23 protein-coding genes are annotated in these 26623 nt (G+C 59.0%); 11 read left to right on the top strand and 12 right to left on the bottom strand.

Going from position 1 to position 26623, the window contains the following annotated elements; all coding sequences use genetic code 11:
• Positions 1-14: 14 nt before the first annotated feature.
• The 3 genes from AACY50_RS23515 to mfd are packed head-to-tail and all read right to left on the bottom strand — an operon-like array spanning position 15 to position 6743.
• Positions 15-2705: a DEAD/DEAH box helicase gene (locus tag AACY50_RS23515; RefSeq protein ID WP_339495341.1), complete on the bottom strand. Its 2691-nt coding sequence runs from the start codon at positions 2703-2705 to the stop codon at positions 15-17.
• Between the two features lie 11 nt (positions 2706-2716).
• Entirely contained in the window at positions 2717-3283 is a 567-nt protein-coding gene (locus tag AACY50_RS23510) for a CsiV family protein (protein ID WP_339433382.1), read from the bottom strand.
• A gap of 10 nt (positions 3284-3293) precedes the next feature.
• Positions 3294-6743, bottom strand: a complete 3450-nt coding sequence (gene mfd, locus AACY50_RS23505) for a transcription-repair coupling factor (protein WP_339539231.1) — start codon at positions 6741-6743, stop codon at positions 3294-3296.
• A gap of 354 nt (positions 6744-7097) precedes the next feature.
• On the opposite strand from mfd, the gene AACY50_RS23500 reads away from it, so the two are divergent.
• Complete coding sequence (locus tag AACY50_RS23500; protein ID WP_339433380.1) at positions 7098-8561, top strand: glyceraldehyde-3-phosphate dehydrogenase; 1464 nt, start codon at positions 7098-7100, stop codon at positions 8559-8561.
• A gap of 74 nt (positions 8562-8635) precedes the next feature.
• Here AACY50_RS23500 and AACY50_RS23495 read toward each other — a convergent pair whose 3' ends face one another.
• Entirely contained in the window at positions 8636-9934 is a 1299-nt protein-coding gene (locus AACY50_RS23495; RefSeq protein ID WP_339539230.1) for an MFS transporter, read from the bottom strand.
• Between the two features lie 74 nt (positions 9935-10008).
• Between AACY50_RS23495 and AACY50_RS23490 the strand changes: the two genes are divergently transcribed.
• Positions 10009-11058 (top strand): FAD:protein FMN transferase, encoded by a 1050-nt coding sequence (locus AACY50_RS23490; protein WP_339433378.1) that lies wholly within the window; start codon positions 10009-10011, stop codon positions 11056-11058.
• A gap of 197 nt (positions 11059-11255) precedes the next feature.
• Positions 11256-12650, top strand: coding sequence for a Si-specific NAD(P)(+) transhydrogenase (gene sthA / locus AACY50_RS23485; RefSeq protein ID WP_339433377.1), 1395 nt, complete (start codon positions 11256-11258; stop codon positions 12648-12650).
• Between the two features lie 42 nt (positions 12651-12692).
• Here sthA and AACY50_RS23480 read toward each other — a convergent pair whose 3' ends face one another.
• Positions 12693-13415, bottom strand: coding sequence for a glycerophosphodiester phosphodiesterase (locus AACY50_RS23480; RefSeq protein ID WP_339433376.1), 723 nt, complete (start codon positions 13413-13415; stop codon positions 12693-12695).
• A 14-nt stretch (positions 13416-13429) separates the two neighbouring features.
• Positions 13430-14011 carry a PilZ domain-containing protein gene (locus tag AACY50_RS23475; RefSeq protein WP_339433375.1) on the bottom strand — a complete coding sequence of 194 codons (582 nt, stop codon included), beginning with the start codon at positions 14009-14011 and terminating at the stop codon, positions 13430-13432.
• 94 nt (positions 14012-14105) lie between these two features.
• On the opposite strand from AACY50_RS23475, the gene AACY50_RS23470 reads away from it, so the two are divergent.
• The 3 genes from AACY50_RS23470 (at position 14106) to AACY50_RS23460 (ending at position 17355) form a co-directional block, all read left to right on the top strand.
• Positions 14106-15356: a lipoprotein-releasing ABC transporter permease subunit gene (locus AACY50_RS23470; RefSeq protein ID WP_339433374.1), complete on the top strand. Its 1251-nt coding sequence runs from the start codon at positions 14106-14108 to the stop codon at positions 15354-15356.
• Positions 15349-16047, top strand: coding sequence for a lipoprotein-releasing ABC transporter ATP-binding protein LolD (gene lolD, locus AACY50_RS23465; protein ID WP_401160251.1), 699 nt, complete (start codon positions 15349-15351; stop codon positions 16045-16047). The genes AACY50_RS23470 and lolD overlap by 8 nt, the downstream gene beginning before the upstream one ends.
• A gap of 63 nt (positions 16048-16110) precedes the next feature.
• Positions 16111-17355 (top strand): lipoprotein-releasing ABC transporter permease subunit, encoded by a 1245-nt coding sequence (locus tag AACY50_RS23460; protein WP_339433372.1) that lies wholly within the window; start codon positions 16111-16113, stop codon positions 17353-17355.
• A 106-nt stretch (positions 17356-17461) separates the two neighbouring features.
• Here AACY50_RS23460 and AACY50_RS23455 read toward each other — a convergent pair whose 3' ends face one another.
• Together AACY50_RS23455 and AACY50_RS23450 are read right to left on the bottom strand one after the other, a co-directional pair.
• Positions 17462-18811, bottom strand: a complete 1350-nt coding sequence (locus AACY50_RS23455) for a heavy metal sensor histidine kinase (protein WP_339433371.1) — start codon at positions 18809-18811, stop codon at positions 17462-17464.
• On the bottom strand, positions 18811-19491 hold the full coding sequence (locus AACY50_RS23450; protein ID WP_339433370.1) for a heavy metal response regulator transcription factor: 681 nt from the start codon (positions 19489-19491) through the stop codon (positions 18811-18813). Before AACY50_RS23450 ends, AACY50_RS23455 begins: the two co-directional genes overlap by 1 nt.
• Positions 19492-19655: 164 nt before the next feature.
• On the opposite strand from AACY50_RS23450, the gene copI reads away from it, so the two are divergent.
• Entirely contained in the window at positions 19656-20189 is a 534-nt protein-coding gene (gene copI, locus AACY50_RS23445; RefSeq protein WP_339539229.1) for a copper-resistant cuproprotein CopI, read from the top strand.
• Between the two features lie 61 nt (positions 20190-20250).
• Positions 20251-21081: an NADPH-dependent 7-cyano-7-deazaguanine reductase QueF gene (gene queF, locus AACY50_RS23440; protein ID WP_339433368.1), complete on the top strand. Its 831-nt coding sequence runs from the start codon at positions 20251-20253 to the stop codon at positions 21079-21081.
• 87 nt (positions 21082-21168) lie between these two features.
• Here queF and AACY50_RS23435 read toward each other — a convergent pair whose 3' ends face one another.
• Positions 21169-21432: a DUF4404 family protein gene (locus AACY50_RS23435; protein ID WP_339466203.1), complete on the bottom strand. Its 264-nt coding sequence runs from the start codon at positions 21430-21432 to the stop codon at positions 21169-21171.
• A 108-nt stretch (positions 21433-21540) separates the two neighbouring features.
• Positions 21541-22161 carry an HAD family phosphatase gene (locus AACY50_RS23430; protein ID WP_339466204.1) on the bottom strand — a complete coding sequence of 207 codons (621 nt, stop codon included), beginning with the start codon at positions 22159-22161 and terminating at the stop codon, positions 21541-21543.
• A 197-nt stretch (positions 22162-22358) separates the two neighbouring features.
• On the opposite strand from AACY50_RS23430, the gene AACY50_RS23425 reads away from it, so the two are divergent.
• On the top strand, positions 22359-23048 hold the full coding sequence (locus AACY50_RS23425; protein ID WP_221733205.1) for an MlaA family lipoprotein: 690 nt from the start codon (positions 22359-22361) through the stop codon (positions 23046-23048).
• Positions 23049-23102: 54 nt separating this feature from the next.
• Here the strand turns inward: AACY50_RS23425 and AACY50_RS23420 are convergent, their stop codons facing one another.
• A complete protein-coding gene (locus AACY50_RS23420) occupies positions 23103-23402 on the bottom strand; it encodes a PilZ domain-containing protein (RefSeq protein WP_221733204.1) in 300 nt (99 codons plus the stop codon).
• A gap of 275 nt (positions 23403-23677) precedes the next feature.
• On the opposite strand from AACY50_RS23420, the gene rssB reads away from it, so the two are divergent.
• Together rssB and rssC are read left to right on the top strand one after the other, a co-directional pair.
• Positions 23678-24862 carry a two-component system response regulator RssB gene (rssB, locus tag AACY50_RS23415; RefSeq protein WP_221733203.1) on the top strand — a complete coding sequence of 395 codons (1185 nt, stop codon included), beginning with the start codon at positions 23678-23680 and terminating at the stop codon, positions 24860-24862.
• Positions 24859-25341, top strand: coding sequence for an anti-sigma factor antagonist RssC (gene rssC, locus AACY50_RS23410; protein WP_042560140.1), 483 nt, complete (start codon positions 24859-24861; stop codon positions 25339-25341). The genes rssB and rssC overlap by 4 nt, the downstream gene beginning before the upstream one ends.
• Positions 25342-25543: 202 nt before the next feature.
• Here rssC and tal read toward each other — a convergent pair whose 3' ends face one another.
• A complete protein-coding gene (tal, locus tag AACY50_RS23405; protein WP_339433364.1) occupies positions 25544-26470 on the bottom strand; it encodes a transaldolase in 927 nt (308 codons plus the stop codon).
• Between the last annotated feature and the right edge of the window lie 153 nt (positions 26471-26623).

Here is a 26623-nt window from a genome sequence, read left to right as displayed (position 1 = left end):
TGACGCCGACAGTCTTAGCGCTTCTCGAACTTATCCGGCAACGGCGCAAACAGCGCTTCAATGTCATCGCTCTGCAATTTCCAGTCCCCCGCCTTGCGCCCATCCAGCACGCCCGCCGCCAGGTCGGATTTTTCTTTCTGCAGGTGCTGAATCTTCTCTTCCACCGTGCCTCGGGCAATCATCTTGTAGACGAATACCGGTTTCTCCTGGCCGATCCGATACGCGCGGTCAGTCGCCTGATTCTCGGTCGCCGGGTTCCACCATGGATCGTAGTGAATCACTGTGTCCGCTTCCGTCAGGTTCAAGCCAACACCGCCGGCCTTCAGGCTGATCAGAAAAATCTGACGCTTGCCACTCTGAAATTCCTTCACCGGCGTACGTCGGTCCCGGGTCTGCCCGGTCAGCAAAGCGTAGGAGATATTGCGTTTTTTCAGCTCGTCTTCAATCAATGACAACATCGAAGTGAACTGCGAAAACAGCAGTATCCGCCGACCTTCCTCGAACAGCTCCTCCAGCATCTCCATCAAGCTGTCGAGTTTGCCTGAGGTACTGCCGCGAGCGGGCAGGGTAGCGTCGTTAACCAAGCGCAAATCACAGCAGACCTGACGCAGTTTCAGCAGCGCTTCAAGAATGATGATCTGACTGCGTGCCACGCCTTTGCGGGTGATCTCGTCGCGGACTTTCTTATCCATGGCCAAGCGCATGGTCTCGTACACATCGCGCTGGGCTTCGTTGAGATCGACCCAGTGGATGATTTCAGTTTTGGGTGGCAGTTCAGTCGCAACCTGCTCCTTGGTGCGGCGCAGCAAAAACGGTTTTATCCGACCGTTGAGGTGCTGAAGTCTGACTTCACTCCCGCGCTTTTCGATCGGTACGCGGTAATCGGCGTTGAAGCTTTTGACGTCGCCGAGCCAGCCGGGCAGCAGGAAATGGAACAGCGACCACAGCTCGCCGAGGTGGTTTTCCAGCGGCGTGCCGCTCAAGCACAGGCGTTGACGAGCGTTCAATTCGCGCGCGGCCTGGGCCGCTTTGCTGTTTGGGTTCTTGATGTACTGCGCTTCGTCCAGCACCAATACGTGCAAAGGCTGTTGCGCCAGACGCTCGATGTCCTTGGGCAGCAGCGCGTAGGTGGTGAGGATCAGGTCATAGTCGGCCAAATGATCGAAATGCTTTTTGCGGCTGGCTCCGTACAGGGCCACCACTTTCAGTTGCGGTGTGAAGTGCGCCGCTTCATCAAGCCAGTTCGGGATCAGGCTGGTGGGCATCACCACCATGCACGGGCGGTTCAGGCGTCCGGCATTTTTCTCGCTGAGAATATGCGCCAGTGTCTGCAGGGTTTTACCCAGTCCCATGTCGTCCGCAAGAATCCCACCGACCTCCAGCTGCCGCAGCGATTGCATCCAGCTCAAGCCTTCGAGCTGGTAGGGGCGCAACGTCGCGTTCAATCCCTCTGGTGCTTTTGCACTGAAATCGCGAATGTCACGCAGACGCTGGGCAAAGGTGCGGATCTGTTCGCCACCCTCCCAAAGCAGCGGAATGCCTTCCAGCGAATTCAAGCGTGTGGCGTCAGCCTTGCTCAGGCGAAGGGTGGTTTCCCCGGGTTCCTGCAAATAGAACTCGCCCAAGGTCGCGAGTACCGGTTTCAATCGACCCAGCGGCAGCGCTACTTGCAGCGGCCCGTGCTCGCTGTTGCGTTGCGGAACATTGACCAGAATCAGCTCGTCATCGCGGCGGCGTGCAAGGCGTTCCGGATTGAGGATTTCAGCATGGGAGCGCATCAGGTTGAGCAGGATCGGCAACAGGCTCAGGCGCTCACCGTTGACGATAATCCCCAGCTCCAGATCAAACCAGTCGCGCTCCGGCGCCTGTTCGACGGTGGCGTACCAGTCATCCACGGCAGTCAGGTCGAAGCCGAACTCTTCGTCGATCTGTATTTCCCAGCCGTGTGTGCGCAGCTTCGGCAAATCATTGAGGGTAAAGGTCAGCCAGGCGCTGTCGTTGACCATCTCATAGAGTTCGCCAGCACTTTCCGGCAAGGCTTTGCTTTGTCGCGTGGCGATACGGAAGCCGAGGATTCGTAACTGTTCGCGGTAGGACTGTTCTATTTCCGGGTGGCGTTTTATCCGCAGCGTCTGGGCTTCCTGGCGAATCAGGATGTCGCTGTTTTTCTGCCCGCTGACGTATTCGTCCAGATAACTGAAGGACAACGCCGCGCGATGTTGAATATAGCGCTGCATTTTGCCGTTGCGCGGTTCGAAAGCGCTGAACTCGACACTGGCCAGCCACAGGCGTGGCAGCGGTTGCACGTTGTCGATCAGCACTTGCGGCGGGGCTTTGGGGCTGCGGTTCTCCAGTACGGCTTGAAGTTTTTCCAGCAGTTCGGCGTCTTTGGCGGCGGCGGGGAAATCGAGGGTTTCCTGTATGTGCAGCAACACCGCTGCGCAGTGTTTGCAGTTGATGCGAACCGGGCAGGTACACCCGGCGTCGACCAACAGCAAGGTGCCTTTGGCTGACTCGCGCAAGTGAATGGTCTGACGGTAGACGTTACCGCCAGAGCCTTCGCAACTGGCGGTGATGGTCGCATCGCCGACCTGGGCGATGCGTACCCGGTTTTCCAGGGCGTAGCGGCGGCCACGCTCCAGGCTTTGTTCCTTGAATCGGCTGACCCAGGAGGGTGCCAACGGTTTACTTAAGGGGGCAGACATAAGGACTTCGGTCAGTCCGCAATGGCTTCAGGCGCTTGCCGTGGAGCTGGAGCCGTCAGGGAAGTGATCTTGATCAGCAGGGCCAGGTGGCCGTTGTCGAGATAGTTGAGTTGGCCGTTTTTGGTGTGACTGTCCTGTCGCAGGCGTTCGCTTGAGGTGACCAGGCCATTGGCGTCGATCTGATTGACCCAGAAGTCGGCCGTCACGTCGGTGAAACGCCCGAGCTTCATCTCAAGCGTGCCTTCGATCGGGAACTGGCCGAACTGTTCTTTGCCGTCGCTGACAGCGACTTTGGTCGGCGCCTCGCCAAGTGGCTGCTGCCAGGCTTTGTGCATCAACACGCTGTAGTCGCCGCTGGCGGTGAGTTTGCTGGCAACATCGCCGAGCGCAGGTGTGCGGTTGCTATCATCGCCCAGGCGCTGGGCGCCTGCGGCCCAGTCTTCCGGTGCGGTGCGACTGACAATCGCCGGAACCGCGTTCTGGCGGACCAGAATCATTTCAACTTGATAGGTGTCATCGGCAAATGCCGTGGGCGCTACCAAGGTCAGTAGCAAGGTCAGTGAGCGAAACAGGCGCATGCGGCGTCCTTCAAGCAGTTTTCGGGATGAGGCGCTCGAACAGCGCCTCTACAGTATTAAAGCGCTCTTCCGGGCGCTCCATCGGCACCTGGAACTTGAACATCGTGGCGCCTTCGAATTTGTAGCGTTTGGGCTGGCTCTGGATCAGTTTGATCAACGTCATCGGGTCAACCGGCGTCTGCGCGGCGAATTCGATACGTCCACCTTGCGGCCCGCCATCGACCTTCTTGATGCCCAGTTGTTCGGCCTGCAATTTCAGCGCAGTGATGCGCACCAGATTTTTGGTCGGCTCCGGCAGCAGGCCGAAGCGGTCGATCATCTCGACCTGCAAGTCCTTCAAGCCTTCCTCGTCAGTCGCCGAGGCAATGCGCTTGTACAGGATCAGTCGGGCATGAACATCCGGCAGATAATCTTCCGGAATCAGCGCCGGCACTCGCAGATTGACCTCCGGGCCACCGCCGAGCGGTTGATCGAGGTTCGGTTGCTCGCCCTTGCGGATCGATTTCACCGCGCGCTCAAGCATCTCCATGTACAGCGTGAAGCCCACGGCTTGAATCTGACCGCTCTGGCCATCGCCGAGCAATTCGCCTGCGCCGCGGATTTCCAGGTCGTTGGTCGCCAGTACGAAACCGGCGCCAAGGTCCTGGGTATTGGCGATCGCCTCCAGACGCTTTTCTGCGTCCGAAGTGATTTGCTGGCGTGGCGGTGTCAGCAGGTAAGCGTAAGCCTGGTGGTGACTGCGACCGACGCGACCGCGCAACTGGTGCAACTGCGCCAGACCGAACTTGTCGGCGCGCTCGATGATGATGGTGTTGGCACTTGGCACATCGATGCCGGTCTCGATAATGGTCGAGGCGATCAGCACGTTGAAACGCTTGTGGTAGAAGTCGCTCATCACCTGTTCGAGTTCGCGTTCGCGCATCTGCCCGTGGCCGATGCCGATCCGCGCTTCGGGCACCAGTTCGGCCAGATCGGCGGCGCACTTCTCGATGGTTTTCACATCGTTGTGCAGGTAGTAAACCTGGCCGCCGCGCAGCAGTTCACGCAGCAGGGCTTCTTTGACCGTGCTCTTGTTCTGCTCCATGACGAAGGTGCGCACCGACAGACGTCGTGCCGGTGGCGTGGCAATGATCGACAGGTCACGCATGCCTGACACCGCCATGTTCAGCGTGCGCGGGATCGGCGTAGCGGTCAGCGTCAGGATGTCGACTTCGCTGCGCAGCGCTTTGAGCTGTTCTTTTTGACGCACGCCGAAGCGGTGCTCTTCGTCGATGATCACCAGCCCAAGGTTTTTGATCTTTACGTCATCGGACAGTAGCTTGTGGGTGCCGATGACGATGTCGATCTTGCCTTCGGCCAGATCGGCAATCGCAGCGTTGACTTCCTTGGCCGATTTGAAGCGGCTCATCACTTCCACGGTCACCGGCCAGTCGGCGAAGCGATCGCGAAAGCTGTTGTAGTGTTGCTGGGCGAGCAGGGTGGTCGGCACCAGAATCGCCACCTGGCGGCCGCCGTGCACGGCAATGAACGCCGCGCGCATGGCCACTTCGGTCTTGCCGAAACCCACGTCGCCGCAGACCAGTCGATCCATCGGTTTCGGCGCGAGCATGTCTTCGCGCACGGCTTCGATGGTCGATTGCTGATCCGGCGTTTCCTCGAACGGGAAACCGGCGCTGAACGTCGCGTAATCGGCTTTCGGGTCGGCAAAGGCGTAGCCTTCGCGAGCGGCACGACGGGCGTAGATATCGAGCAGTTCGGCAGCCACATCACGCACTTGTTCGGCGGCTTTGCGTTTGGCTTTCTGCCAGGTCTCGGAGCCGAGGCGGTGCAGTGGGGCCAGCGCATCGTCGCTGCCGGTGTAGCGAGCAATCAGGTGCAAATTGGCGACGGGCACGTAGAGCTTGGCGTTCTCGGCGTATTCCAGGGTGAGGAATTCCGCCGCCTGATTGTCGATTTCCAGAATCGTCAGGCCCAGATAGCGGCCGACGCCATGGTCGATATGCACCACCGGTGCGCCTTCGCGCAGCTCGGTGAGGTTTTTGATCACTGCGTCGTTGTTGGCGTCGGTCCGCTTTTCGCGGCGACGACGCTGCATCACCCGCTGGCCGAACAGCGGACTCTCCGCCACCAGTGCCAGCGAAGGCGTGTCGAGCAGCAAGCCTTCGTCGAGCGGGGCAATCGTAATTGCCAGGCGATCCTTGCTCTCGACAAAGTCCGGCCAACTGTCGACGGTTTTCGGCCGTAACTTCAGGCGTTCCAGCAGCTCCAGCAACACTTCGCGACGGCCCGCCGATTCGGCGGTGAACAGCACGCGGCCGGGGAACTCATCGAGGAACGCTGCCAGCGCCGCCAGCGGTTGGGTGGCTTTGGCTTCGATGGCCAGATTCGGCAGCGCTTGAGCGGGGAAGCGTTCGCGACCAGCGCCAGTGTCCACGTCCTGCTGGCTGGCGACCACCCGCGGCCAGTTCTTGAGGCGGGCGAAGCAGTCTTCCACCGGCAGGAACAGTTCGGCGGGTGGCAATAAAGGACGCGATGGATCGACGCGGCGTTCTTCATAGCGGTTGCGCACGTCGTTCCAGAAGTTCTCTGCCGCTTGCTCGATGCCCGGCAGCGAGAACACTTGGGTGTCCTGTGGCAGGTAATCGAACAGGGTCGAGGTTTCATCAAAGAACAGCGGCAGGTAGTACTCGATACCGGCCGGCGTGATGCCGCTGCTCAGGTCCTGAAAGATCGGGCAGCGACGGAAGTCGACATCGAAACGCTCGCGAAAACGCGCCTTGAAGCGGGTCACCGCATCTTTTTGCAGCGGGAATTCCCTGGCCGGCAGCAGCTTGACCGAATCGACCTTGTCGATGGAGCGCTGGTTTTCCGGGTCGAAAGTGCGCAGGGTTTCGATTTCGTTGTCGAACAGATCGATGCGATACGGCAGTTTGCTGCCCATCGGGAACAGGTCGATCAGCGCGCCGCGCACGGTGAACTCGCCATGTTCGTAAACGGTGTCGACGTAGCGATAGCCGCTGGCTTCAAGCCGCGAGCGCATCTGTTCGACATCAAGCTTCTGGCCGACGTCCAGCACCAGGCTGCTGCCGAGCAGGAATTTGGTCGGTGCCAGGCGATGCAGGGCCGTGGTGATCGGCACCACCAGCACGCCGTGCTCCAGTTCCGGCAGCCTATATAGGCTGGCGATGCGCTGGGAAATGATGTCCTGGTGCGGCGAGAACAGATCGTAGGGCAGGGTTTCCCAGTCGGGGAAATGCAGAACGGGCAAATCCGGGGCGAAGAAACTCAGCTCCTGTTCCAGTCGTTCAGCACTCTGGCTGTCGGCGGTCAGTAGCAGGGTGAAGCGCTTGGCAGCGCTGGCAGCCTCGGCAATCGCCAGGCTCAGGGCGGCACCGGGCAGGTTGCCCCAGTGCTGTTTACCTGCCTCGGCAGGGAGAAGCGGTAGACGCAGAACAGGCACGGAAGGTTGAGCTCCAGGCGTTGCGACAAAGTCGGTAATTGTAGCGGCGTCAGGTGCTGCCTGTCAGTTGCAGACTGTGTCTATCTTCGCTGATTGCGCAAAATGTAGTGGTAACCATAAAAACGAGTACTTTTTTAATGATTATGTAGTGCCGAAACCGGGTGGTGTTACGGAGGGTTACGGACATCGTCTAACAGTCGTCGAAAAATTGACTGCGCTGCAGGCCCCGGTTTTACTGGGCTGGAGAAGGGCGTAATTTTTTTGAACGGGATTTTGTTACCGGTTGCGCGACAAGCGCGCATTGCTACAAGAGGCTCCCGGCGGCATAATGTAGCCCCTTTTTTCTGCCCCTACATGTGGAAGGTTACCGTGACTCAGAAGCCCGACCAGTGTCTTGGTGAATGGATCGACCGTGAAGCACTCGCAGAAGCGATGATTCCGCTTATCGGTCAGCTTTACCGCAATAACAACGTGGTGAGCTCGATCTATGGCCGCAGCCTGATCAACCAGTCTGTCATCGCGATTCTCAAAGCTCACCGCTTTGCGCGCCACCGTTCTTCCGACGACAGCGAACTCTCCGTCCACGAAACATTCCCTCTGCTTAAAGCCATGAGCGAGCTCAAGCTCGGCGCGGCTTCGGTAGACCTGGGCAAGTTGGCGTTCAAATTCCGTAACGAAGGCAATGGCCGCACCGCCGAGCAGTTCGTTCGCGAAGAGATGGCTGACGTGGTTGGCCAGCAAAACGCTTCGGCCCGCAAAGGCACCGACGTTGTACTGTACGGCTTCGGTCGTATCGGTCGTCTGCTGGCCCGCATCCTGATCGAGAAAACCGGTGGTGGCGACGGTCTGCGTCTGCGTGCCATCGTGGTGCGCAAAGGCGCCGACAACGACTTGACCAAACGCGCCAGCCTGCTGCGTCGCGACTCGGTTCATGGTTCGTTCAACGGCACCATCACCATCGATGAAGAAAACAGCACCATCACCGCCAACGGTAACCTGATCCAGGTGATCTACGCGAAGAACCCGACCGAGGTGGATTACACCCAGTACGGCATCAAAGATGCGCTGCTGGTGGACAACACCGGTGTATGGCGTGACGCCGATGGTCTGGGTCAGCACCTGGCGTGCCCGGGCATCGACCGCGTTGTTCTGACCGCGCCTGGCAAAGGCAAGCTGAAGAACATCGTTCACGGCATCAACCACGGTGAAATCACCGCTGACGACAAGATCGTGTCCGCCGCTTCCTGCACCACCAACGCCATCGTGCCGGTGCTCAAAGCTGTGAATGACAAGTTCGGCATCATCAACGGTCACGTCGAAACTGTTCACTCGTACACCAACGACCAGAACCTGATCGACAACTTCCACAAAGGCGATCGCCGTGGTCGTTCCGCTGCGCTGAACATGGTCATCACCGAGACCGGTGCTGCTACCGCTGCTGCCAAGGCCCTGCCTGAGTTGGCCGGCAAGCTGACCGGTAACGCGATCCGTGTTCCGACGCCAAACGTGTCGATGGCCATTCTCAACCTGAACCTTGAGAAAGCTGCCACCCGTGAAGAGATGAACGAGTACCTGCGCTACATGGCGCTGCACTCCGATCTGCACAAGCAAATCGACTTCGTCAACTCGCAGGAAGTGGTATCCACCGACTTCGTTGGCTCGCGCCACGCCGGTGTTGTCGACGCTGAAGCAACCATCGTTCAGGACAACCGCGTTGTTCTTTACGTCTGGTACGACAACGAGTTCGGTTATAGCTGCCAGGTTGTTCGCGTGATGGAAGACATGGCCGGTGTAAACCCGCCAGCCTTCCCGCGCTAAGCCTTAGCTGCACATGAAAACGCCCCGACTTTGGTCGGGGCGTTTTTGTTTGTGCGGCTGTTGAAGGTGTCCTGTCAGGCGCCGCCGACTACCGAGGCTTGCGCCGTGCGCAGTTCATGCTTATTGCCACGAAACAGCACCAGCGTCGCAATCAACCCCAGTACCGCCGCACCGCTGAGCCAGATCCCCGGCGCAGCCTTGTTGCCCAATATATGGATCAGGTATGTACACGCCGCTGGAGTGAAGCCGCCGAAGGTAGCCGTCGCCAGGCTGTAGGCCAACGAGAACCCGGTCGTACGAACCTCTACCGGCATGATCTCGGTCAGTGCCACCACCATCGCGCCGTTGTACGAGCCGTACAGGAACGACAGCCACAACTCGACGATCAGCAGATGGCTGAAAATCGGGTTCGCCACCAGCCACGACAGCGCCGGATAAGCCGTCAGAATCGCCAGAATTGTCGCCGCCAGCAATAGGGGTTTGCGGCCGATCTTGTCGGATACAGAGCCCATCACCGGCAACCAGAAGAAGTTCGACAGGCCGATGCACACCGTCACCAGCAATGCATCCAGATCCGACAGATGCAGTTCAGCTTTGCCGAAGGTCGGGGTGTAGGCGGTGATGAGGTAGAACGAAACCGTGGTCATCACCACCAGCGCCATGCCGGCGAGGACGATGCCAAAGTTCTGACTGATCGAGCGGACGATTTCCCGCAAGGTCGGGCGATGTTTGCGCGCCTGGAATTCCGGGGTCTCCTCCAGCGAGCGGCGAATGACGAAGATTATCGGAACGATCATGCAGCCGATCAGGAACGGCACGCGCCAGCCCCATTCGCCCATTTGCTCCGGACTCAGCCAGTGGTTGAGGCCGACGCCAAGCAGGCCGGCAAATACCACGGCCGCTTGTTGGCTGGCGGATTGCCAACTAACGAAAAAGCCCTTGCGCCCCGGGGTGGAAATTTCCGCCAGATAAACCGAGACACCGCCCAGTTCTACACCCGCCGAGAAGCCCTGCAGCAGGCGTCCGAACAACACCAGTAACGGTGCGGCGACGCCGAGCGTTGCGTATCCCGGTACGCAGGCAATCAGCACGGTGCCGGCGGCCATCATCGCCAGGGTAATGATCAGGCCTTTGCGACGACCATGGCGGTCGATGTAAGCGCCCAGAAAGATCGCGCCCAGTGGCCGCATCAGGAAGCCGGCGCCAAAGGTGGCGAGCGAAAGCATCAGGGAGGCGAAGGCGCTGTCGTTCGGGAAGAAGGTCTTGGCGATGGCCGTGGCGTAGAAGCCATAGACCATAAAGTCGAACATTTCGAGGAAGTTGCCACTGACAACGCGAAAAATCGCTTTGCCTTTGCCCGTTGTAGAGGACATGTGCAGGTACTCACTATTGAATTTTTATGAAGTCGTTGCGTTCGTTTGGGAGCTAGCGGGGTCTGTAGCCCATAATGGCTGGCGCGGTTTTGCAGGGAGATGAAGAATTGTTAATTGGACGCTGGGGGTGGCTCGTGGTGCTGGCTGGCATTTTGTCCGGCTGCGGCAACGGCGATTCCATGGAAAGCTTCGGCGGCCCGGCCATGGGCAGCACGTGGTCGGTCAAGTATGTGCGCCACGCCGGTCTTGCCGAACCGGCGATAGTTCGCAGCGAAGTGGAAGGCATCCTCAGCGAAGTTGATCAACAACTGTCCACTTACCGTAGCGACTCGGACATCGAGCGTTTCAACGCGTTGCCCGCTGACAGTTGCCGAGCCGTGCCCGCGTCGGTGCTCGAATTGGTTCGGGTCGGCGAACAACTGGCAGAGCAAAGTGAAGGCACCTACGACCTCACCGTCGAACCGCTGATGAATCTCTGGGGGTTCGGCCCGCAAGGTCGCGAAGAAAAAATCCCCGACACCGCTGCATTGGCTGAAGTGATGCAGCGGGTCGGCCATCAGCATCTGCGCATTGAGGGCGATCAGTTGTGCAAGGACGCCGCTGTTGAAGTCGACTTCAACAGCATCGCTGCCGGTTACGCCGTCGACACGATCGCTGCCAGGCTGGATGCCATGGGCATCCACGATTACCTCGCCGAGGCCACGGGCGAGCTGAAGGCGAAGGGCAAAAAACTCGACGGCTCGCCATGGCGCATCGCACTGGAAGAGCCTCGCGATGATCAACAAGTCGCCGAGCGCATCATCAACGTCAATGGCTACGGCGTTTCCACCTCCGGCGACTACCGCAACTATTTTCTGCACGATGGCAGGCGCTATTCCCACACCTTCGATGCTCGTAGCGGTGCGCCGGTCCTACATGACCTCGCGTCAGTCACGGTGATTCATCCTTCAGCGTTGATGGCCGATGGACTATCGACACTGTTGCTGATTCTCGGTCCTGAAAGGGCGTGGGACTATGCCGAAAAACATGACATTGCTGCATTCTTTGTAATGCGTGCCGATACAGGTTTCGTCATACGCACCACTCAGGCTTTCGAGCAGCTCAGTGGCACAAAAACTGACTGAGGACAGTACGAAAGCTGGCGTTGTAGTGCAGGCAAAAGTAGCCTACGACGCGACCAAGGGTTAATGTGCGCGGCGGTGACGCTTCTATAGACTGTGTCCGGGTTCATTACTGGCCCCCAATTGTTCCTTCGCGCCGCCATTCGGCGTGATTTAGCCGCAGGTGCTGCTGGCACCTCGGCCTGTTCTGAGGAGTACGCATGGCTGTCTACAACTACGACGTGGTGGTACTGGGTTCTGGCCCAGCGGGAGAAGGCGCGGCAATGAACGCCGCCAAAGCAGGGCGCAAGGTCGCGATGGTCGACAGCCGTCGTCAGGTCGGCGGCAACTGCACCCACCTCGGCACCATCCCGTCCAAGGCACTGCGTCACTCGGTGCGGCAGATCATGCAGTTCAACACCAACCCGATGTTCCGGGCGATCGGTGAGCCGCGCTGGTTCTCCTTCCCGGATGTGTTGAAAAGCGCCGAAAAAGTCATTGCCAAACAAGTCGCCTCGCGTACCGGCTACTACGCCCGTAACCGCGTCGACGTGTTCTTTGGTACTGGCAGCTTCGCCGACGAGCAAACCATCGAAGTGGTCTGCGCCAACGGTGTGGTCGAGAAACTGGTGGCCAAGCACATCATCATCGCCACCGGCTCGCGTCCTTATCGCCCGGCCGACATCGATTTCCACCACCCGCGTATCTACGATAGCGACACCATCCTCAGCCTCGGCCACACACCGCGCAAACTGATCGTCTACGGCGCGGGCGTGATTGGTTGCGAATACGCTTCGATCTTCAGTGGTCTGGGGGTACTGGTTGAGCTGGTGGATAACCGCGGTCAATTGCTGAGCTTCCTCGACTCGGAAATCTCCCAGGCGTTGAGCTACCACTTCAGCAACAACAACATCACCGTGCGCCACAACGAAGACTACGAGCGTGTGGAAGGCGTCGATAACGGCGTGATCCTGCACCTCAAGTCCGGCAAGAAGATCAAGGCCGACGCCTTGCTCTGGTGCAACGGCCGTACCGGCAACACCGATCAGTTGGGTCTGGAAAACATCGGCGTGAAGGTCAATAGCCGTGGTCAGATCGAAGTCGACGAGGCATATCACACTTGCGTGCCGAACATTTACGGTGCGGGCGACGTGATCGGCTGGCCGAGCCTGGCCAGTGCCGCCCACGACCAGGGTCGTTCGGCGGCCGGCAGCATCGTTGATAATGGTAGCTGGCGCTTTGTAAATGACGTGCCGACCGGTATCTACACGATTCCGGAGATCAGTTCGATCGGCAAGAACGAGCAGGAACTGACCCAGGCCAAAGTGCCGTACGAAGTCGGCAAAGCGTTCTTCAAGAGCATGGCGCGAGCGCAGATTGCCGGCGAGCCGCAAGGCATGCTGAAAATCCTGTTCCACCGTGAAACCCTGCAAGTGCTGGGCGTTCACTGCTTTGGTTATCAGGCGTCGGAGATCGTGCACATCGGTCAGGCGATCATGAGCCAGCCGGGCGAGTTGAATACCCTGAAGTACTTCGTCAACACGACGTTCAACTACCCGACCATGGCCGAAGCCTATCGGGTAGCGGCGTACGATGGCCTCAACCGGCTTTTTTGACGGGCTCCGGCCGGTGGCCTGAGCCGGCCGGGGAGACCGATTTCAGCAATTCTCGAGGGTGGCAGTGGCCAAACCGGGAAAGTCTGTAATCAGGCTGTCAACGCCGAAGTCGGCGAGTCTGCGCATCAGCGCAGGCTCGTTGACGGTCCATACCGACACATGCAGCCCCTGACGCTGCGCCTTTTGCAGGCGTTCCGGCGTACACAGCGTCCAGTTCAGCGCCAGAATCTCACAGCCATAATTCTGGGCGACCTTCAACGGATCGAGCCAGGCGTACTCGGCTACTAGGCCGCGCGACACGTCCGGCACCAGATCCAGCGCCGCTTTCAATACTTCTCGCGAACTCGAAGTAATCGTGATCTTGTCCAGCAAACCGTGGCGTTGAGCCATTTCTCGAATCGCCAGTACCGTGGTCGCGGCACGGGTGCGTGAAGCGCTTTTGACTTCCAGTTGCCAGTGTTCGAAATCGCATTTCTCGAACAACTCTTCCATCGTCGGAATCGGGCACGGCTTGATCCAGCCCGGGCCGCCCTTGCGCGCGTCGTAGGTCACCAGTTCGGCGGCAGTGTGTTCGACCACTTTGCCGCGCCGCTCGGTGGTGCGCTTGAGCGTCGGGTCATGGATGACCATCAACTCGCCGTCCTTGGACAGGTGCAGATCCAGTTCGCAACGGCGTACGCCGTGCTTGAGACATTCCTGAAAGCTGGTCAGGGTGTTTTCCGGTGCTTCGCCCTTGGCGCCGCGGTGGCCGTAGATGAGGGTCACGGTGCTTCCTTAATTTAAATGCCAGACTCGTTCTGTTCGCGGGCCAGACGTCGTTCCTGAGCCTGCTTCTGCAAGATATAGCGGGCGAGCAACTGCCGCTGGGCATCGGTCAGGTGTTCGAACTCGGTGCCGACGTCATAGCCGTCACCCTTGCGGTCGCAATGGGTGACGCGGGCGCGCAGTAGCAGGCCCAGCGCCTGAGGCATCAGCACCAGTTTCACCGACAGGTGCGCACCGACCGCAATCGGCGTCGGGTACTGAAAGTCGATCCCGCCTTCGGAGATGATCACCGGTTGCGGCTCGCCGATGTGGCCGAGCACGGTCAGGGCGACCACCTGGCTAAGCAGGTCGATGCGCTTGTTCTGCGATTTCAGGAACGCAGCGATGGCCCTGTCGCGTTCGCTGATCTGGCGCAACAGGTGCTGCGACTCGAATTCACTCAGGTGCAGTTCGCTGAGCAGGTTGAAGAGTGGGGAAGCATCCTGCAACACTTCCTGGCCTGCGGCTTCGGGAGCAGACAGAGGCCTAATTTCCAGTGCGATCGTGTCCTCGATACGGTAGTATTCGCGGCGATCTTCTTCATCTAATGTCGACATGGCGAACCCATGGTAGCGGCGGTGGTCTGAGTGTAAAGCTGGTTATCGACCCCCGCCACAAGGACGTTCCTTTTCCCTCCGAACAAGCCCCGACATGTTCAGACCTCTCTTCGTATTTATCGGCACGCGTTATACCCGTGCAAAGCGTCGCAATCATTTTGTGTCATTCATTTCCCTGACCTCGATGATCGGGCTCGCCCTTGGCGTGGTCGTGATGATCGTCGTGCTCTCGGTGATGAACGGCTTCGATCATGAGATGCGCACCCGCGTGCTGGGCATGGTGCCCCACGCGACCATCGAATCCACCGAGCCGATCAACGATTGGCAAAGCCTGGCCGCCAAGGTCAAGCAGAACCCGCAGGTGGCGGCGGTTGCGCCGTTTACCCAGATGCAGGGCCTGCTGACCAACAACGGTCAAATCTCCAAGGTGTTGCTCAATGCCATCGACCCTGCGCTTGAGCGCAACGTGTCGATCATCGACAACTTCATGAAGCAGGGCAAACTCGACGACCTGACGCCGGGCAGCTTTGGCATCGTTATCGGCGACAAGGCCGCCACCAAGCTTGGTGTGGGCCTCGGTGACAAGGTCACCTTTGTTGCGCCGGAGGTCAGCGTGACCCCGGCCGGGATGTTCCCGCGCATGAAGCGCTTCACCGTGGTGGGCATTTTTCATGTCGGCGCCGGTGAACTGGACGGCTTTCTGGGCGTCACCAACCTGCAGGATCTGGCGAAAATGCGTCGCTGGAAACCTGATCAGGTGCAGGGTATCCGTCTGAAGTTCGACGACCTGTTCCAGGCGCCGCGCGTGGCATGGAGCATCGCCCAGCAACTTGGCGAAGACCATTACTACGCTCGCGACTGGACGCGCACCCACGGCAATCTGTATCAGGCGATCCGTATGGAAAAAGCCATGATCGGGCTGCTGTTGCTGCTGATCGTCGCTGTTGCGGCGTTCAACATCATTTCCACGCTGGTGATGGTGGTGAACGACAAGAAGGGCGACATCGCCATTCTGCGTACTCTCGGTGCGACACCGGGCACCATCATGCGCACGTTCATGGTGCAAGGCACGGTGATCGGCGTGGTTGGCACCGCCATTGGCGCGGTGGTCGGAATCCTGGCCGCGCTTAACGTCAGTGCTGCGATTTCGGCCCTTGAAGGCCTGATCGGCCACAAATTCCTTAATGCTGACGTGTATTTCATTGATTATCTTCCGTCGCAGGTGCAGAGCCAGGATGTGGTCATGGTCTGCGCCGCTGCGTTGGTCCTGAGTTTCCTCGCCACCCTGTATCCAGCCTGGCGTGCCGCGCGCACCCAGCCGGCGGAGGCGCTACGTTATGAGTGAGTCGGGCATGAGTGAACAAGCAATCTTGAGCTGCCGCAACCTGGGCAAATCCTACGAGGAAGGTCCGGAGTCGGTAGAAGTGCTGGCCGGTCTGCAACTGGAGTTGCACCCGGGCGAGCGTGTCGCAATCGTCGGCACCTCGGGTTCGGGCAAAAGTACCTTGCTCAACCTGTTGGGTGGCCTCGACACGCCGACCCAGGGCAGCGTCTGGCTCGATGGCGAAGAACTCTCGGCGCTGAGCGAGAAGAAGCGCGGCCTGCTGCGTAACCGTGCGCTGGGGTTCGTATACCAGTTTCACCACCTGCTGCCGGAATTCACCGCACTGGAAAACGTCTGCATGCCGCTGTTGATCGGCAAGACGCCGATCCCGCAAGCACGTCAGCGCGCCACGGCGTTGCTGGAGCGGGTAGGGTTGGGTCATCGTCTTGAGCACAAGCCGGCCGAACTGTCCGGTGGTGAACGTCAGCGTGTCGCCATCGCCCGCGCCCTGGTCAACAATCCCGGCCTGGTGATGCTCGATGAGCCGACCGGCAACCTCGATTCCCATACCGCCCAAGGCATTCAGGATTTGATGCTGGAGCTCAGCACTTCGATGCGCACGGCGTTTCTGGTGGTGACTCACGACATGAACCTGGCTCGCCAGATGGATCGCGTCCTGCATTTGCAGGAAGGTTGCCTGACGCCCATCTGATTGGGCCCAAACCCGACTTCTGAAAGGCGTCGGGTCTTTTATTTTTATACGGTGCCCCAGCGAATGTTCAGACCGTTATCGATCTTTATCGGCGCACGCTATACCCGAGCCAAGCGCCGCAATCGCTTTGTTTCGTTCATTTCGATGACCTCGATGATCGGCCTCGCCCTCGGCGTGTTGGCGATGATTGTTGTGCTGTCGGTGATGAACGGCTTCCAGCGTGAAATGAGCTCGCGCATCCTCGGTATGGTGCCTCACGCGACCATCGTTGGCGTCAAGCCGATTGACGACTGGCAGCCCGTAGCCGCCGCCGCGATGAAAAATCCTGAAGTGACCGCCGCCGTGCCGTTCACGGAAATGGAAGGCATGCTCTCCTACAAGGGCTTGATGCAGCCGATCCAGATCAGCGGCGTCGATCCTGCTCAGGAAGGCAAGGTGTCGATTGTTGCCCAGCACATCGTCCAGGGCCGCCTCGATGCCTTGAAACCCGGTGAGTTTGGCGTGGTGATCGGCGAAATCACCGCCCGCCGTTTCCGTTTGAATGTCGGCGACAAGATCACCCTGATCGTGCCGGAAGTCAGCACCGCACCGGGGGGGATCACTCCGCGTATGCAGCGCCTGAACGTGGTTGGCGTGTTCAAGGTTGGCGCTGAACTGGACGGTTCCATGGGGCTGATCCATGTCGCCGATGCGGCGACCATGCAGCATTGGCAGCCGAATCAGGTGCAGAGCGTGCGTCTGGCGGTCAAAGACTTGTACGCGGCGCCGAAGGTCTCTGCGGACATCGCCGCCGGTCTGGGCGCCGATTTCAAGGCTGACGACTGGACCCACACTCAAGGCAGTCTGTTCAGTGCCATGAAAATGGAAAAAACCATGATCGGTCTGCTGTTGCTGATGATCGTCGCGGTGGCGGCGTTCAACATCATCGCAACCCTGATCATGGTGGTGAACGACAAGGGCGCGGACATCGCGATCCTGCGTACCATCGGCGCTACGCCCCGGCAGATCATGGCAATCTTCATGGTGCAGGGCACGGTGATCGGGATTGTCGGCACCCTGATGGGTGGCGTGCTGGGCGTTATCGCGGCGCTGAACGTCAGTGAGATGGTCGGCTGGGTCGAGCGGGTGACTGGGCAGCACATCTTCAGTTCCGATGTGTATTTCGTCAGCAATCTGCCGTCGCAATTGCAGGCGGGGGATGTGCTGTTGATCTGTTCCGCCGGGTTCATCCTGAGCTTCCTGGCGACGGTGTATCCGGCGTGGCGGGCAGCGAAGATCGAGCCGGCTCATGCGCTGAGATATTCGTAAGCTGTTATATCGCTTTCGCCAGCAAGCCCGCCTCCACAGAGGATTTGTGTACGACGCAGATCCAGTGTGTGCGGGCCTGCTCGCGAAGGGGCCGGAACGATGAATCTCAGTCTTTCTTGGGCAACTCAATCACAAACCGCGTCCAGCCCTGATCCGATTCGCAATGAATCTGCCCACCATGCGCCCGGACAATCGATTGAGTAATCGCCAGCCCCAGCCCCGCATGTTCACTGCTACCTTCCTGTCGCGCCGGATCCGTCCGATAAAACCGGTCGAACAAGCGTGGCAACAGCTCAGCCGAAACCTCTTCACCACTGTTCTCGACGGACACCCGCACAACATTCGTCTTATCCAGTATGGTCAGACGTACATGGCCTTCGGCTGGCGTAAACCGCAGCGCGTTATCCAGCAGATTCGACAGCGCCCGGCGCAACATGCTGCGGTCACCCTCGATTCGCGCATTCCCTTCGCGGCTCAATTGCACCCCGGCGTCTTCTGCCAGCGGCGCAAAAAACTCCAACAACGCATCCGCTTCTTCCGCCAGTTCCAACGGTTGACGCTTGGGCATCAGCAAGCCGTGGTCAGCCTTGGCCAGGTACAGCATGTCGTTGACCAGTTGCGCCATCCATTGCAGTTCTTCGAGGTTGCTGTGCAGCGCTTCGCGATAATCCTCGATCGGCCGTGGGCGGGTGAGGGTGACCTGGGTGTGGGTCAGCAGGTTGGAAAGCGGCGTGCGCAGTTCATGGGCAATGTCGGCAGAAAACGCCGAGAGGCGCTGAAAAGAGTCGTCGAGACGTGCGAGCATGGCGTTGAAGCTGTGGGCCATTTCCGCAAGCTCTGGCGGCATTTGCGCTTCCGGCAGTCGGGCATTGAGCGATTGCGCCGATATCCCACGGGCCACCGCACTCATCTGCCGCAGTGGCCGCAAGCCGCTGCGTGCGGCCCAGGCGCCCAGTAGCGCAGTGGCCAGCGCCGAGAGGCCGACGGTCAGCCAGATCAAATGCTGCATGCGTTGCAGGAAGTGCTGGTGATGAGTGATGTCCAGCAACAGGGTCAGTTGCGGTGAATCGGTGTTGTCCGGGTAGAGTGGGGCGTTGAGTACGCGGTAGTCAGTGCCATCATTGCGGATCGTCGACAGGCCCAGGTGTGACGGTAATTGCTTGGGGATCTGTGTCGAGCTGTCGTACCAGTGTTGGCCGTCACTGCCATTGATGCGCAGCGACAGATCAGCCTGACGGCTCAGTTCATCGGTCAGGCGCGCTTCGCGTTGGCCGGGTTGAACATCCTGCAGGGCGCGGCGCAGGCCGATGAGCTTGCCGTCCAGCAACTGCTGATCGAGTTCGACGAAGTGTGCCTCGCTGGCGTGGTTGAACAGGACCCCGGCACACAGCGACACCACGGCGGTACAAGCAGCAAACAGCAAGGCCAGTCGCGAGCTCAAAGACAACCGGCGCATCAGGCTGAGCGCTCTTCAAGCACATAGCCCATGCCGCGTACGGTGTGGATCAGTTTATTGGGGAATTCGTCGTCGATCTTCAGGCGCAAGCGGCGAATCGCGACTTCGATGACATTGGTGTCGCTGTCGAAATTCATGTCCCAGACCTGCGAGGCGATCAGCGATTTTGGCAGCACTTCGCCCTGGCGGCGCAGGAGCATTTCCAACAGGGCGAATTCCTTGGCAGTCAGGTCAATGCGTTGGCCGCTACGCTCGACCCGGCGGCGGATCAGGTCCAGGCGCAGATCCGCCAATTGCAGGCTGGTCTCCTGTGCGGTGGCGCTGCCGCGACGCAACAGGCTGCGCACTCTGGCCAGCAACTCGGAAAAGGCGAAAGGCTTGACCAGGTAATCGTCGGCACCCAGTTCGAGACCGTGAACCCTGTCTTCCACGGCGTCTTTGGCCGTCAGAAAAAGCACCGGTGTGTCGAGACCCGCACTGCGTACCGCTTGCAGGATTTGCCAGCCGTTGCGCCCCGGGAGCATGACATCGAGGATCAGCAACGCATAGTCGCCGCTCAAGGCCAGTTGCTGGCCGCTGTTGCCGTCGGCCACCAGTTGGGTATTGAACCCCGCCTCGGTCAGGCCCTGGCGCAGGTATTGGCCGGTTTTTGCTTGGTCTTCGACGATCAACAGTTTCATGGGCGACTCGGGTTGATTCGGGGTGTAGGAACGAAAGCTTTATACCGTGGGGCATCTCGGTAAGCGCGAACCTGACAAAGTTGTAATCTGCCTGTCAGGTAGATGCCAGCGCAGGCCGGCTAAAGTTTCCCACAGGCTGAACCCTCTCTTGTTGGAGTACGACCATGTTTTTGCGTAAATCCCTGGCGGTGACCGCGTGTCTGTTGACGTTGAGCTCGCCAGTGTGGGCCGCGTCGGCACACACCTATGCCTTCGGCGAACCCGCGCCTGCCGCCAAAGCCACGCGCAGCATCGAAGTGGTGATGGCTGACCTGTCGTTCGACCCGAAGACGATCCAGGTCAAGGCCGGTGAGACCGTTCGCTTTGTGCTGGTGAATAAAGGCCAGTTGCTGCACGAATTCAACCTGGGCGACGCGGCGATGCATGCCAAACACCAGCAGGAAATGTTGCAGATGCAACAAAGCGGCATGCTCACGCCTACCGGCATGAAAGAAATGTCCCACGACATGGCGGGCATGGATCACGGGGCGATGAGCCATGGCATGAAGCATGATGACCCGAACAGTGTGTTGGTCGAGCCGGGCAAAACCGCTGAGTTGACCTGGACTTTCAGTAAAGCCACCAACCTGGAATTTGCCTGCAATATCCCCGGCCATTATCAGGCGGGGATGGTCGGCAAACTGACTGTCAGTCAGTAAGCACTCAAAGGTGCAAGCAAAGGCTGTTAGAATCCGCTGATTCTTCAGTCAGGTTTCCGCCATGCATCCCGCAGCCGAACACTCGCCGCTGGGTAAATCCAGCGAATACATCGCCACTTACACGCCGTCGTTGCTGTTCCCGATTCCGCGCACCGCGAAATGGGCCGAACTGGGCCTGACCGCCGATACCCTGCCTTATAAAGGTGTGGATTTCTGGAATTGCTTCGAATTGTCGTGGCTGCTGCCCTCGGGCAAGCCTGTGGTCGCGATCGGCGAGTTCAGTATCCCGGCGGATTCGCCAAACATCATCGAGTCCAAGTCGTTCAAGCTGTACCTGAACTCGCTGAACCAGACGCCGTTCGCTGATGTGGCCACGCTTGAAGCAACGCTGGCCAAAGATCTGTCCGCTGCTGCCGGCAAACCGGTGGGCGTGCGGGTTCGCAGCCTCAAAGACGTAGAAACCGAAGGCGTCGTCGCGCTGCCGGGTGTGTGCATCGACGATCTGGATATCAGCGTCAGCAACTACGAGCATCCGCGGCCGGAGTTGTTGCGGTGTGATGAATCGCGGATGGTCGAAGAGAGCGTGCACAGTCATCTGCTCAAATCCAACTGCCCGGTGACCAGTCAGCCAGACTGGGGCAGTGTGGTGGTGGAGTACCGTGGCTCGGCGCTGGATCATGCCAGTCTGCTGGAATACATCGTCAGCTTCCGCCAGCACTCGGATTTCCATGAGCAATGCGTGGAGCGGATCTTCCTCGATCTGCAGCGGTTGCTGAAGCCGGAGAAATTGACGGTATTTGCGCGGTACGTGCGTCGCGGTGGGCTGGATATCAACCCATATCGCAGCACTGAGAGTGTGCAACTGCCGAACCATCGACTGGTGCGTCAGTAAGCATCCCGTTTGGTAACAGGCTGCATTTCAAATCGCGAAAACGAAAAAGCCCTGCCATTGCTGGCAGGGCTTTTTGCGTTTAGGGCGTCAGATCCCCATGCTGCCCAACGCATTAACGATGTTGCGCAGCGTGCCAGCGATCCCGGGGTGTTTGAGTTCAAAGCGTTCAACCGCCAGGGTCACGCCGTCGGCGATGTTGGAATCCTGGGTTTTGGTTTCGAGTTCAAGTTCCGCTTCGATCTGTTGCATCAGGTCGTGCAGGTTAGCGCGCTCATGTTCAGACAGCGGTGGATTCTGCTCCAGTTGCTCGCGCAGGGTATTGAGTTGTTCTTGCAGTTCGCGGGCGGGCATGGTGGTTTCCTTTTATCGAGAGGCATTGGCATAGACCGCGGCCGCGCGCCAAAGGTCTATGGCTGGCCTTTAGATTAATCCACTCTCGGCCAGCCTGCATGATCCCGATCAGGGCTTTTCGCCTTTGAGGCGACGCAGGCTGATGTCCGCCAGACAGGTTTGGAGCTCACCCAAATGATCGATCACCGAGTGCACGCCGAGTCCGAATAACTGCATGGTCGCCTTGCCGCGCAACTGCTCCCGTTCTTTTTGGCTCAAGGCTTGCCAATCCCCCGGCGCCAGGCCGCACAACGAGCCGCAGGAGGCGAGACCGATTGTCCATAACCCGGCATTCAGGCCGGCTTGCAACAGTCGTGGCTCGCCGCTGACCAGTACGCATCCGTCCAGACTGTGGACATTCAAATCCATGAGCGCTTGCCAGCAAGCGTTGGGCGCCGGCCATGGATTGATTGTTGCTGAATGTTGCGCGGGTTTGATCCAGTTCGGTAAGGCGGCTGACAGCGATTGCGCCAGGGCAGGGGACAGCTCATCCAGCCACGCGCATGGTATCTGCTGGCGCTGCAAGCTGTGCAGGCTATCGATTGCTCCAGGGGTGGCCTCGGCGTGCTCTGGCAGGATGGCCGCCTGTCGGCGGGCACGGGCACCGAAATCCACCAGACATCCGCTGAGGCCGAACAGCACGGCGGTCAGGCCGGGCGCGCTGAGGGGCAAAGTTTCGGCATGTGACATGGCAACGTCCCTGAAATAGCGGTAAGGCTAGGACCTGCCGGTGACAGTTGGATGACAGCTGCGTTAAAGCCGTTGCAGGAATCGTCCTACAGGTCGCTTCATTCGCAGACTGCCCAAAAGACCTTTTGCGCTTATACTAGCGCTCTTAACGCCTAGGCCTTGAAGCCCGCGCCAGTATAAATCCAAGGAGTTTTTCTATGCGCTGGAGCAACCCGCTCGCTCAGCTTTGTGTATATGCCGGCCTGCTGCTGGCTCCGTTCGCCACTCAGGCTGCAACGGAAGAAGACCCTTGGGAAAGCGTCAACCGTCCAATTTTCCAGTTCAACGACTTCGTCGATACTTACGCGCTGAAGCCTCTGGCGCAGGGGTATGAGTTCGTGACGCCGCAATTTCTGGAAGATGGCATCCACAACATGTTCCGCAACGTGGGTGACGTGACCAACCTGGCGAACAACATTCTGCAGGGCAAACCGGCAGCGGCGGGCGTTGATACCGCGCGCCTGATCTTCAACACCACGTTCGGGTTGCTCGGCTTCTTCGATGTCGGGACCAAGATGGGGCTGAACCGCAGCGACGAAGATTTTGGCCAGACGCTCGGCTACTGGGGGGTTGGCAGTGGCCCGTACGTGATGCTGCCGCTGCTCGGCCCAAGCACACTGCGTGACGCGCCTGCTAAATACGTCGACGGCTATACCGGTCCTTACCCTTACATCAACGATGTGCCGGTGCGTAATTCAGTGTTCGGCCTGAACATCGTCGACACCCGTGCCAGCCTGCTGTCGAGCGAGAAGCTGATCAGCGGCGACAAGTACACCTTCATTCGCAACGCTTACCTGCAGAACCGCGAGTTCAAGGTGAAGGATGGTAAGGTCGTCGACGATTTTTAATCTCGACCGATAAAATGAAGAGGGCGGCCTGTGGGCCGCCTTTTTTGTTTGCGCTTATTTCATCTGCAGAATAGTCAAACCGAGCTTTTGGCCGCCGCCATCCTGTGCCCGGACCCAGACCACTTCGGTCTCGGCTTCAAGCCCGCTGAGCGCGGCATGTTCGGAGTCGATGCGCACGCTCAATCGGTCGCCGACCGCAAATTGCCTAGGCGCCTCTACCTGCATGCCGCTGCTGGAGAGGTCGATGCATACCGCTGACACCTGATCACCTGCGTGAATCAATACGACATCGGCATCGACCCGCATACGGATGAAATCGCGCTTTTCGCTGTAGTCCCGACCGGTTTGACTCATGGCTTCGTCCTTCCATTGGGTTACGGTTTGAGCTGTTCTTATAACTCTCTGTGATTTGACAAGTAAAGTCGTCAAGCGACCATCGGCACATGCTTGAAACACCCCGCGGATGGGAGTACCGTCTGCGCCTTAGAAGGGCACCTCTGGTGTAATCGTCGTGCAGAGCAAACGCTCGAAAGCGATGCAGCAGAGAGGCTAGAAAGCGAATCCAGTAGTCAGTGCAGGGCTGTAGCCCCGCCCGCTACGCCAACCTAATTCTGGCGCCGTTTGCCCACATGCCAAAAACCAGTGCCACGCTGCTGATAATCGATGATGACGAAGTAGTGCGCGCGAGCCTCGCGGCCTATTTGGAAGACAGTGGTTTCAGCGTCCTGCAGGCCAGTAACGGCCAACAGGGTCTTCAGGTATTCGAGCAAGACACGCCCGACCTGGTCATCTGCGATCTGCGCATGCCGCAGATGGGTGGTCTCGAACTTATCCGTCAGGTCACCGAGCTATCGCCGCAAACACCGGTGATCGTGGTGTCCGGTGCCGGCGTGATGAACGACGCTGTCGAGGCCCTGCGTCTCGGTGCGGCGGATTACCTGATCAAGCCTCTCGAAGATCTGGCCGTGCTCGAGCACTCCGTGCGCCGGGCCCTGGATCGCGCGCGTCTGCTGCTGGAAAATCAGCGCTACCGCGAGAAGCTGGAAAAGGCCAATCGCGAGCTTGAGGCCAGCCTGAGTCTGCTCCAGGAAGACCAGAACGCCGGTCGCCAGGTGCAGATGAACATGCTGCCGGAAAGCCCGTGGAGCATTGACGAGCTCAGGTTTGCTCACCAGATCATTCCGTCGCTGTACCTGTCCGGTGATTTTGTCGACTATTTCCGTGTCGACGAGCGCCGGGTCGCGTTTTACCTGGCAGATGTATCAGGTCATGGCGCCTCTTCAGCGTTTGTGACGGTGCTGCTGAAGTTCATGACCACGCGTCTGCTGTTCGAGTCCAAGCGCAACGGCACGTTGCCGGAATTCAAGCCTTCGCAGGTTCTTGGTCATATCAACCGGGGGCTGATCAGTTGTAAGCTGGGCAAACACGTCACAATGGTCGGTGGAGTCATCGACGAGGAGACCGGTTTGTTGACCTATAGCATTGGCGGCCATCTGCCTTTGCCTGTGTTGTACACGCCTGACAGTGTTCGTTACCTCGAAGGGCGTGGTCTGCCGGTAGGCCTTTTCAATGAAGCCGCCTACGAAGATCACGTACTTGAGCTGCCGCCGACGTTCAGCCTGACGCTGATGTCTGACGGTATTCTGGACCTTTTGCCAGAACCTACGCTCAAAGAAAAAGAAGCGGCTTTGCCCGAGCGGGTGAAGTCAGCGGGCGGCAGCCTGGATGGTCTGCGGCAAGTGTTTGGATTGGCCACGCTAGGGGAGATGCCGGATGATATCGCCCTGTTGGTGTTGAGCAGGAACCTTCAATGAGTACCGGTAGAATCCAGTTCGCCGAGCAGGACGGCACCTTCGTCCTGAAGTTCGTCGGTGAAGTTCGCCTGACCCTGTGTTCGGCGTTGGATGCGACTATTGAGAAAATCTTCACCGCGCTGAACTTCAACGCGATCGTGATCGATTTGACCGAAACCCGCAGCATCGACAGCACCACGTTGGGGCTGTTGGCCAAACTGTCGATCCTGTCGCGGCAGAAGGTCGGCCTGCTGCCGACCGTCGTCACCACCCACGATGACATCACCCGACTGCTGCAATCGATGGGCTTCGAGCAGGTGTTCAACATCGTCAATCACCCGGTGCCTTGCCCGGAGTGCCTGGACGATCTGCCTGATCAGGATCAGTCGGAAGAGGTGGTGCGGATCAAGGTGCTTGAAGCGCACAAGATCCTCATGGGGCTGAACGATTCCAACCGTGAAGCTTTCCATGACCTGGTGAATGCCCTCGAACGCCATTGATCCTCTGAAATCAGGTTGCCTGGCCAGGCCCCTTCGCGAGCAAGCCCGCTCCCACTTTTGATCTGTGTCGAGCAAAAAAAGACCTTCGGGAGTTTGCTTGCTCGCGAAAGCGTCAAATCTGACGTTACATTTGCCAGTGCTGGTGCAATGAAAAAGGGCGAACCTGTTAGGGTTCGCCCTTTTTGCATTTCACTCAGTCAAATCACAGTTTGGCTTGCAACAGCGCCTCAAGCTTCTCCTGGTCGCGAGCGAACTGACGAATACCTTCGGCCAGTTTTTCGGTCGCCATCGCGTCCTCGTTGGACAACCAGCGAAATTGCGCTTCGTTCAGGCTCAGACGTGCTTCACCGGCATTGCCTGGCGCCAGTTTGCGCTCAAGCTTGCCAGAGTCCGCCGCCAGCTTGTCGATCAGGTCCGGGCTGATGGTCAGACGGTCGCAACCGGCCAGTTGCTCAATCTGGTTCAGGTTGCGGAAGCTCGCACCCATGACCACGGTCTTGTAGTCATTGGCCTTGTAGTAGTTGTAGATGCGCGTCACGGACTGCACGCCCGGATCGTCGGCGCCGGTGTAGTCGTTGCCGTTGGCCTTCTTGTACCAGTCGTAGATGCGGCCTACGAACGGCGAGATCAGGAACACGCCGGCATCGGCACATGCCGCCGCTTGAGCGAAGGAGAACAGCAACGTCAGGTTGGTCTGGATGCCTTCCTTTTCGAGGACCTCGGCAGCGCGGATACCTTCCCAGGTCGAGGCGATCTTGATCAGCACGCGATCGCGGCCAATGCCAGCCTTGTCATACAACTCGATCAAGCGATGCGCACGCTTGAGTACACCTTGCTGATCGAACGACAGGCGCGCATCCACTTCGGTGGAGATACGGCCCGGGATAACCTTGAGAATTTCCTGGCCCACCGCGACGCCGAAACGGTCGCTGGCCAGGCCGACATCACCCTTGCAGTCGCTGACGCAAGCATTCAGCAATTGGGCATAAGCGGGGATGGCTGCCGCTTTGAGCAGCAGGGATGGGTTGGTGGTGGCATCGACCGGTTTAACCCGGGCGATCGCTTCGAAGTCGCCGGTGTCGGCAACCACGGTGGTGATTTGTTTGAGTTGTTCCAGCTTGGAAGTCATGTGTGTGCTCTGTCCTGTGGGTTTGACGACATTACCCGAGCGCTGACAGCCACTCAAGGGCGGGTGCGTGTATCGACGGCCCCTGCGGCAACAACCTGAAAACGATTGTTTGAAAGGTAGGGCGCGGTATCGATGAGTTCGATAGCGAAACCG

Origin of the sequence: Pseudomonas sp. RA_15y_Pfl2_54, assembly GCF_963971015.1 — a bacterium.
Taxonomy (GTDB): Bacteria; Pseudomonadota; Gammaproteobacteria; order Pseudomonadales; family Pseudomonadaceae; genus Aquipseudomonas; species Aquipseudomonas baetica_A.
The sequence above is the reverse complement of the archived record's forward strand: the minus strand, read 5'-3'. Positions and strand labels throughout refer to the sequence as shown.

Coding starts and splice junctions, on each gene's coding strand:
- sthA (WP_339433377.1), top strand. CDS start 11,256: ATGGCTGTCTACAACTACGACGTGGTGGTACTGGGTTCTGGCCCAGCG.
- lolD (WP_401160251.1), top strand. CDS start 15,349: ATGAGTGAGTCGGGCATGAGTGAACAAGCAATCTTGAGCTGCCGCAAC.
- AACY50_RS23500 (WP_339433380.1), top strand. CDS start 7,098: ATGTGGAAGGTTACCGTGACTCAGAAGCCCGACCAGTGTCTTGGTGAA.
- AACY50_RS23455 (WP_339433371.1), bottom strand. CDS start 18,811: ATGCGCCGGTTGTCTTTGAGCTCGCGACTGGCCTTGCTGTTTGCTGCT.
- rssB (WP_221733203.1), top strand. CDS start 23,678: ATGCCAAAAACCAGTGCCACGCTGCTGATAATCGATGATGACGAAGTA.
- AACY50_RS23425 (WP_221733205.1), top strand. CDS start 22,359: ATGCGCTGGAGCAACCCGCTCGCTCAGCTTTGTGTATATGCCGGCCTG.
- AACY50_RS23470 (WP_339433374.1), top strand. CDS start 14,106: ATGTTCAGACCTCTCTTCGTATTTATCGGCACGCGTTATACCCGTGCA.
- AACY50_RS23510 (WP_339433382.1), bottom strand. CDS start 3,283: ATGCGCCTGTTTCGCTCACTGACCTTGCTACTGACCTTGGTAGCGCCC.
- tal (WP_339433364.1), bottom strand. CDS start 26,470: ATGACTTCCAAGCTGGAACAACTCAAACAAATCACCACCGTGGTTGCC.
- copI (WP_339539229.1), top strand. CDS start 19,656: ATGTTTTTGCGTAAATCCCTGGCGGTGACCGCGTGTCTGTTGACGTTG.
- rssC (WP_042560140.1), top strand. CDS start 24,859: ATGAGTACCGGTAGAATCCAGTTCGCCGAGCAGGACGGCACCTTCGTC.
- AACY50_RS23490 (WP_339433378.1), top strand. CDS start 10,009: ATGGCTGGCGCGGTTTTGCAGGGAGATGAAGAATTGTTAATTGGACGC.
- AACY50_RS23515 (WP_339495341.1), bottom strand. CDS start 2,705: ATGTCTGCCCCCTTAAGTAAACCGTTGGCACCCTCCTGGGTCAGCCGA.
- AACY50_RS23460 (WP_339433372.1), top strand. CDS start 16,111: ATGTTCAGACCGTTATCGATCTTTATCGGCGCACGCTATACCCGAGCC.
- AACY50_RS23475 (WP_339433375.1), bottom strand. CDS start 14,011: ATGTCGACATTAGATGAAGAAGATCGCCGCGAATACTACCGTATCGAG.
- AACY50_RS23435 (WP_339466203.1), bottom strand. CDS start 21,432: ATGCCCGCCCGCGAACTGCAAGAACAACTCAATACCCTGCGCGAGCAA.
- AACY50_RS23450 (WP_339433370.1), bottom strand. CDS start 19,491: ATGAAACTGTTGATCGTCGAAGACCAAGCAAAAACCGGCCAATACCTG.
- queF (WP_339433368.1), top strand. CDS start 20,251: ATGCATCCCGCAGCCGAACACTCGCCGCTGGGTAAATCCAGCGAATAC.
- AACY50_RS23420 (WP_221733204.1), bottom strand. CDS start 23,402: ATGAGTCAAACCGGTCGGGACTACAGCGAAAAGCGCGATTTCATCCGT.
- AACY50_RS23495 (WP_339539230.1), bottom strand. CDS start 9,934: ATGTCCTCTACAACGGGCAAAGGCAAAGCGATTTTTCGCGTTGTCAGT.
- AACY50_RS23430 (WP_339466204.1), bottom strand. CDS start 22,161: ATGTCACATGCCGAAACTTTGCCCCTCAGCGCGCCCGGCCTGACCGCC.